Source organism: Bradyrhizobium sp. CCBAU 51745, assembly GCF_028128715.1.
Classification (GTDB): Bacteria; Pseudomonadota; Alphaproteobacteria; order Rhizobiales; family Xanthobacteraceae; genus Bradyrhizobium; species Bradyrhizobium manausense.
The window spans coordinates 1-7,726 of record NZ_LBJP01000049.1 but is presented as its reverse complement, the minus strand read 5'-3'; the positions used below and the strand labels follow the sequence as shown (position 1 = coordinate 7,726).

Annotated in this window: 5 protein-coding genes; all 5 read left to right on the top strand. The window is 64.5% G+C overall.

Features of this window, described 5'->3' with window-relative positions:
• Positions 1–1,350, top strand: a 1,350-nt coding sequence (gene rpoD, locus XH98_RS13155) for an RNA polymerase sigma factor RpoD (RefSeq protein WP_271618839.1), incomplete at its 5' end; no start/stop codon positions are given.
• 453 nt (positions 1,351–1,803) lie between these two features.
• Positions 1,804–3,594, top strand: coding sequence for an adenylate/guanylate cyclase domain-containing protein (locus tag XH98_RS13150; protein ID WP_271618840.1), 1,791 nt, complete (start codon positions 1,804–1,806; stop codon positions 3,592–3,594).
• 327 nt (positions 3,595–3,921) lie between these two features.
• Complete coding sequence (locus XH98_RS13145) at positions 3,922–6,165, top strand: AAA family ATPase (RefSeq protein WP_271618838.1); 2,244 nt, start codon at positions 3,922–3,924, stop codon at positions 6,163–6,165.
• A 47-nt stretch (positions 6,166–6,212) separates the two neighbouring features.
• Positions 6,213–7,067: an SDR family NAD(P)-dependent oxidoreductase gene (locus tag XH98_RS13140; RefSeq protein WP_057753134.1), complete on the top strand. Its 855-nt coding sequence runs from the start codon at positions 6,213–6,215 to the stop codon at positions 7,065–7,067.
• Positions 7,068–7,098: 31 nt separating this feature from the next.
• A complete protein-coding gene (locus XH98_RS13135; protein WP_057753135.1) occupies positions 7,099–7,485 on the top strand; it encodes a YybH family protein in 387 nt (128 codons plus the stop codon).
• Positions 7,486–7,726: the final 241 nt, after the last annotated feature.

Here is a 7,726-nt window from a genome sequence, read left to right as displayed (position 1 = left end):
GCTGGCGCAGAGGCCGGCGAGGAGAAGGATCCGGCCGAGGCTGCGGCCGAGTCCGACATGGACGACGACGAGTTCGAGAACCAGATGTCGCTTGCGGCCATCGAGGCCGAGCTCAAGCCGAAGGTGGTCGAGATCTTCGACAAGATCGCCGACAGCTACAAGAAGCTGCGCAAGCTTCAGGAGCAGGACATCCAGAACCAGCTCCAGAACGAGTCGCTCTCGCCGCACCAGGAGCGCAAGTACAAGAAGCTGAAGGACGAGATCATCGTCGAGGTGAAGTCGCTGCGCCTCAACCAGGCCCGTATCGACTCGCTCGTCGAGCAGCTCTACGACATCAACAAGCGCCTCGTCTCGCATGAGGGCCGGCTGATGCGCCTCGCCGACAGCCATGGCGTCGCCCGCGAGGACTTCCTGCGCAACTACACTGGCTCGGAGCTCGATCCGCGCTGGCTCAACCGTGTCTCGAAGCTCTCGGCCAAGGGCTGGAAGAATTTCGTCCATCACGAGAAGGATCGCATCAAGGACCTCCGTCACGAGGTGCATCAACTCGCCGCGCTGACGGGCCTCGAGATCGTCGAATTCCGCAAGATCGTGCACTCCGTGCAGAAGGGCGAGCGCGAGGCACGCCAGGCCAAGAAGGAGATGGTGGAAGCCAACCTCCGCCTGGTGATCTCGATCGCCAAGAAATACACCAACCGCGGCCTGCAATTCCTCGACCTGATCCAGGAAGGCAATATCGGCCTGATGAAGGCGGTCGATAAGTTCGAATACCGCCGCGGCTACAAGTTCTCGACCTACGCCACCTGGTGGATCCGGCAGGCGATCACGCGCTCGATCGCGGACCAGGCCCGCACCATCCGCATCCCCGTGCACATGATCGAGACCATCAACAAGATCGTGCGCACCTCCAGGCAGATGCTCAACGAGATCGGCCGCGAGCCGACCCCGGAAGAGCTCGCCGAAAAGCTCGGCATGCCCCTGGAGAAGGTCCGCAAGGTCCTCAAGATCGCCAAGGAGCCCTTGTCGCTGGAGACGCCCGTCGGCGACGAAGAGGATTCACATCTCGGCGATTTCATCGAGGACAAGAACGCGATCCTGCCCATCGACGCCGCGATCCAGTCGAACCTGCGCGAGACCACCACGCGCGTGCTCGCCTCCCTCACCCCGCGCGAAGAGCGCGTCCTGCGCATGCGCTTCGGCATCGGCATGAACACCGACCACACGCTGGAAGAAGTCGGCCAGCAGTTCAGCGTGACGAGAGAGCGTATCCGCCAGATCGAAGCCAAGGCGCTGCGCAAGCTGAAGCATCCGTCGCGGTCGAGAAAGCTGCGGAGCTTCTTGGATAATTGATCCGAACTTCAATCAGAACGAAAACGGCGGGCCAACAGCCCGCCGTTTTTCTTTGACCCGGCTCTCGCCACGTCATTGCGAGGAGCTCGCGACAAAATTGCAAAGCAATTTTGCGCTGATGCGACGAGGCAATCCAGGCTGCGGCTTGTACTCACCCAGGCGATTGCCCGACCCATGACCGCTTCTATTCCAACAGCAACGAAAGAGCGGACGGTGCCCGACTTCCGAGATGGGCCATGTGTGGACTCATGCATGCCTGTTTAGGTCACCGCATGGACCTATGTGGTTGGAACCGCGGAAAGGCGAATAACGAGCGCTCCCACCCGGTTTCGTCGTCCCTCACGAATTTCGTTCCTGAGGAACTCCTTGTTATTGCGCCAGTTCGGGCGTCAAGGCATAGTTCCTTCAGGCCCACGGCACGGGGCGCTGACGGGTCGCGCTGGAGACAGGCGCATGAGCGAAGAGTCGCATACTGCGCGGCGGCTCGCCGCAATCCTTGCCGCGGATGTGGTGGGATATTCGCGCCTCATGGGCGCCGACGAGGAAGGCACGCTGGCCGCGCTCAAAGGCCATCGCAAGGAACTCATCGATCCCCTGATCGCACAGCATCAGGGCCGCATCGTAAAGACGACGGGGGACGGCCTTCTCATCGAATTTGCATCCATCGTCGATGCGGTGCGCTTTGCGGTGGTGATGCAGCAGGGCATGAAAGATCGCAACGCAAACCTCGACGACAGCCATTGCATCCGCTTTCGCGTAGGCATCAATGTCGGCGACGTGATAGTCGAAGACGGCGACATCTTCGGAGACGGCGTCAATGTCGCGGCGCGGCTGGAGACGCTCGCTGAGCCCGGCGAGATCTGCGTCAGCGCCACGGTGCGCGAACACGTCGGTGAGAAGCTTCCCATCGGGTTCGCCGACCTGGGCGAGCACAGCGTCAAGAACATCGCGCGACCGGTCCATGTCTATCGGATCGAGACGCGCTCCGAGCCCAAGACGGCCTCCTCAGGCAATGCGGCCTCCTCAGGCAACCCGGGGCCTGCGATGCTCGCACTTCCTGATCGGCCTTCAATCGCAGTGCTGCCATTCGCCAACATGAGCGGCGATGCCGAGCAAGACTATTTCTGCGATGGCATGGTCGAGGACATCATTACCGGCCTTTCGCGCCTCAAGTGGATGTTCGTCATCGCGCGCAATTCGAGCTTCGTCTACAAGGGAAAATCCGTGGACGTGAAGCAGGTGGGGCGCGATCTGGGCGTGCGCTACGTCCTTGAGGGGAGCGTGCGCAAGGCGTCGAACCGCGTGCGCGTCACTGGTCAGGTGGTCGAGGCCGAGACGGGCCGGCACGTCTGGGCGGAGCGTTACGACCGCACCCTTGATGACATCTTTGCGCTCCAGGACGAACTTACGACAAGTGTGGTCGCTGCCATCGAGCCAAGTCTCCGCCAAGCGGAGGTCGAACGTGTCAAGCGAAAGCGGCCCGACAACCTCGATGCCTACGATCTGCTGCTCCGCGCCATCCCCGACGTCTATCCGGCCATGCCGGGTCGCGCCGCGAAGGCGCTGCCGTTGCTTGAAAGCGCGCTCAACCTCGAGCCGGACTACGCTGCCGCGCACGGCTTTGCCGCATGGTGCCATGAAATCCTTTTCGTACGCGGCGGCGCGCACGAAGAGAACCGGCTCGGCGCCGCGAGCCATGCCCACGCGGCCATTGCCAATGGACGCGACGACGCCACCGCGCTTGCGCTCGGAGGCTTCGCCCTCGGCCTCGTCGCGCACGACCGCGAAGCCGCGTCTCGAGCGTTCGAGGTGGCGCTGGCGCTGAGCCCGTCATGCTCGCTCGCCTACGGCTTCGGCAGCGTGGTGATGGCCACGGGCGGCGATGCGGATCGGGGCATTGAATGGGGCGAGCAAGCGCTCCGTCTGAGCCCGTTCGACCCCATGAGCTTCGGCCCGCTATTCGCCATCGCGTTCGGCCATTTCCAGCGCGCAGAGTATGAGGGGGCCGCGGAGGCGGCGCGCAGGTGCTTCCAGGCCAACCCCAACTGGAGCTACGCGCACATGCTGCTGGCGGCGACACACGCGAAGCTTGGGCGGGTCGACGCGGCCCGGGCGGCCGCCGCGCGCGTTCTGGAGCTGGAGCCGGGCTATACCATCAGTGGCATGCGCGCCGCCGCCGGCTTCCATCCTTCGATCGCCGAGCCCTTGGCGGAAGCGCTTCGTGTGGCCGGCCTGCCGGAATAGAAGCGCGCAACGAGTCCGTTCCGGTGTCAAAAGGCGACATTGAAACGAATGCGGGACCGGCGTGGATGGTCATCCTTGCTGTCTCAGTTGGTGCAATCTAATCGTGACACCTCCCTGTGGAGGTCATCCACAGCGCGGCCGCAAGAACGGGCTTCGTAAAGTGGATGGGACGAGCAATCACCGGGTAGAGCTTGGCTGGGCGAACCATGTCGGCCAAGAAGTACACGAACGGTAGTTGGGGGAACGCACCGTCCGGCGGACATGTAGCTATTTTTGAGGGTTTTGTTAAACTGACGCGCTAACCGGGCACGCATGGGCGGGGTCGAGATGTCCCAACCAGCTTCCATTGCCGAATGGTTGACGGCCATAGGGATGCCCGAATACGCGACGCGGTTCGCCGATCACGACATCGACCTCTCCGTCCTCTGCCATCTCACAGATCGCGACCTGAAGGAGCTAGGCGTCTCGCTCGGTCACCGGCGCAAGCTGCTGGCGAACATTGCCGAACTGCCGGTCACGTCGAGCGCCCGTCCGAAGACGATGGCACCAGCGCCGCGCGACGACGCCCAGCGCCGTCATCTGTCCATCATGTTCTGCGATCTCGTCGGATCGACAGCGCTGTCGACCAGGCTGGACGTCGAGGACCTGCGTGCCGTCGTCGCCGCTTATCACCGGTGCTGCGCGGAGATCATCGAACGCGAAGGTGGCTTCATCGCCAAATACATGGGCGACGGCGTGCTGGCCTATTTCGGTTATCCGCAGGCGAGCGAGCACGATGCCGAGCGCGCGGTCCAGGCCGGCCTTGCCTTGGTTGAGGCCGTACCGGGTCTCGAGACCCCCGCCAACGCGCCGCTCGGGGTCCGGGTCGGGATCGCCACCGGGCTGGTGGTCGTCGGCGACCTGCTCGGCACTGGCGCGGCACAGGAGCAGGCGGTCGTCGGCGAGACCCCGAACCTCGCCGCCAGGCTGCAGGCGCTGGCCAAGCCGGGCACTGTGGTCATCGCGTCCGGCACTCGCGACCTGACCGGCGGGCTATTCGAATACCGTGATCTCGGCACGGTCGCGCTCAAGGGATTCGACCGCGACATGCGAGCCTGGCAGGTGCTGAGCAGCGACGCGGCCGAAAGCCGCTTCGAGGCACTGCGTGCCGCCAGTACGCCGCTCGTCGGTCGCGACGACGAGACCGCGCTGCTCCTGGGCCGCTGGGAGCAGGCGAAAGCGGGAGAGGGCCGCGTTGTGCTGCTGTCGGGAGAGGCCGGCGTCGGCAAGTCGCGCATGACGCAGGTACTACTTGAATGCGCCGCCCAGGAGCCGCATGCGCGATTGCGCTACTTCTGCTCCCCGCATCATCAGGACAGCGCGCTCCACCCGCTGATAGCGCAGTTGAATCATGCGGCCGGCATCCGCCGGACCGACACCGACGGCGAACGCCTCGCCAAGCTCGAAGACATCATCGCGGAGGCGACCGACCGGGTCGCCGAGACCGCTCCGCTCTTGGCCGATCTCTTGGGCATCCCCATCGGCGACCGCTATCCGCCGCTCGACCTGACGCCCGCAGCGCGTAGGGCGAAGACTCTCGAAGCGCCGCTGACGCTGGCCGAGGGACTTGCCGCGCGGCGGCCCGTGCTCATGATATTCGAGGACGCTCACTGGAGCGATCCGACCACGCGCGCGCTGCTCGACATCCTCGTCGACCGGCTCGCGGTCCTGCGGGTCCTCCTCGTCATCACGTTCCGCCCGGAATTCGTTCCGGCATGGCGCGACCGCACTCACGTGGATCTGCTCAGCCTCGGCCGGCTGGCGCCCGACCAGTGCGTTGCGATCATATCCCACCTCACAGGCGGTAGGCTGCTGCCACGAGAGATCGCCGGCCAGATCCTGGACCGCACCGACGGCGTTCCGTTGTTCGTCGAGGAACTGACCAAGACCGTTCTCAAGAGCGGCTTGGTCAGGAAGGCCGGCAACGCCTATATCGCGACTGCCCTGATCGGGCGGACGGCGATTCCGGAGACGCTGCTCGCCTCGCTGCTCGCCCGTCTCGACCGAATGCCGGAGACGCGCGATCTCGCCCAACTGGGCGCGGCGCTCGGCCGGCAATTCTCCTATGAGCTGATCGCCGCCGTCTCGGAACTGCCGCCAGCGCTGCTAGAGCGCTCGCTGGAGCGGCTCGAGAGCGCCGAATTAATCTTCCGGCGCGGCGCGCCGCCCGACGCCGAATACACTTTCAAGCATGCGCTGGTGCAGGACGCCGCCTACGCCACGATGCTGCGCGACCGGCGTCAGCGGTTGCATGGGCGCATCGCCGCGGTGCTCGAAACTGACTTCCCGGAAGTCCCGAAGCGCCAGCCGGAGACGCTGGCCCGTCATTGCGCCGAAGCGGGCCAGACCGAGAAGGCGGCGGAGCTCTACATCGCGGCCTCGGGCCGTGCCACCGCGGCCAGTAACAATGTCGAGGCGGCGGCGCACCTCAAACGCGCGCTCGCACTCGTCGCGACGCTTCCGCCGCGCGCTCCGCGAACCGTGGAGCTCAGGAACCGCATCATGGTCGGCGGATGGTGGTGGTCCGCCTGAATCCGATGAACCAGATGGAGAAAGCAAGCACGGAGAGGAGAAGGGAAATGATCGAGAGCTTCGACGGAAAAACGGCTTTCGTCACCGGCGCCGCCAGTGGCATCGGCCTCGCCTTGGCCCGCGCCCTTGCCTCGAAGGGCGTGAAGGTAATGCTCGCCGACATCGAAGAAGGCGCGCTCGACGCGGCCCTGCGCGACCTCAGGGATTCCGGAGCAAATGCACGGGCCGTCGCCTGCGACGTGTCCGACCCCATCTCCGTGATGAAGGCGGCGGATGAGACCTTCGCCGCGTTCGGCAAGGTCCACGTCGTCTGCAACAACGCCGGTGCCGGTATCGGCGGTCCCATCGAGGCCATCGTCGAGACGGACTGGAATTGGCTCACGGCCGTCAACCTCATGGGCTCGGTCCATGGCATCCAGGCGTTCCTGCCACACATCAAGGCGCATGGCGAAGGGGGGCACATCGTGAACACCGCGTCCTTGGCTGGCCTGCTTGCTCAACCCGGCACGGGCCCGCACAATGCGACCAAAGCCGGCGTGATCTCCGTGACGGAGACCCTCGCGGCCGAGCTCGCCGGCACCAAGATCGGGGTCAGCGTGCTGTGTACGGCGTTCGTGCAAACTCGCATCGCCACAAGTGTCCGCAACCGGCCATCGCGTTTCGGCGGACCGTCCGACGAGCCGGCCAACCCTCAGATGGCTATCCTTGTCGCCGCCGGAATCGATCCGGCCTTCGTGGCCGAGCGCGTGTTGGCCGGGATCGCGGATAACGACCTCTACATCCTGACGCATCCGGAATTGCGCGACGTCATCGCCGGCCGCTTCGACCGGATCCTGGCCGCGTTCGACAAGGCCGCGCTGTTCGAAACCGCGCCTCCGGAGGCAATCGCCGCGCGCGCCTAATCACCAGCAAATCTCAACACAGGAGGCGACTATGAGTTTTTCCGGAGCATTTACCGACTTGAACGCCAGGTTTACCGAGACCGTCAACGGCCATGACCCCCATCGCTGGGCGGCCTTGTTTTCCGAAGATGCCGTTCTCATTCCCGCCGGAGAACCGAGCGTGACCGGACGCGCGGGCATCGAGACATGGGCCGAGGGCGCGATGAAGATCTGGAACCACCTCGAGATTCACGACGGAGGAAGCTGCTCGACCGAAGGAGACGTGGTTTGGGAGCAGGGCACCTGGACCGGCAACATCAACGTGCCCGACGCGAAGGAGACGATGGACATCAGCGGCAACTTCCTGCTCGTTGCCGAGAAGGAAGGCTCCGCCCTGCGCATCAAGGCGCATACCTGGAGCGTCAACCCGCCCAACTGACTCGCCTCAAAACGAGCGCGCAGAACAGCATCGGTCCTGGACCCTGCGCAGGTCTTGGACCGATGCAAGCGCTCGCCCGCTTCGAGGGTTTATGTTTACTGCAGATCTGCGAAGGGGCTCTCCTAGAAGCCCTACGGTTTTTTCGATGTCCGTTCAGGGTCTTGGTTGCGTGAAAACGCTTCAGTGCGGGGTGACGCGGCCGTGAACGGCTCCTGTGAGGGCCAGCTGGCGGCAAAGTGGC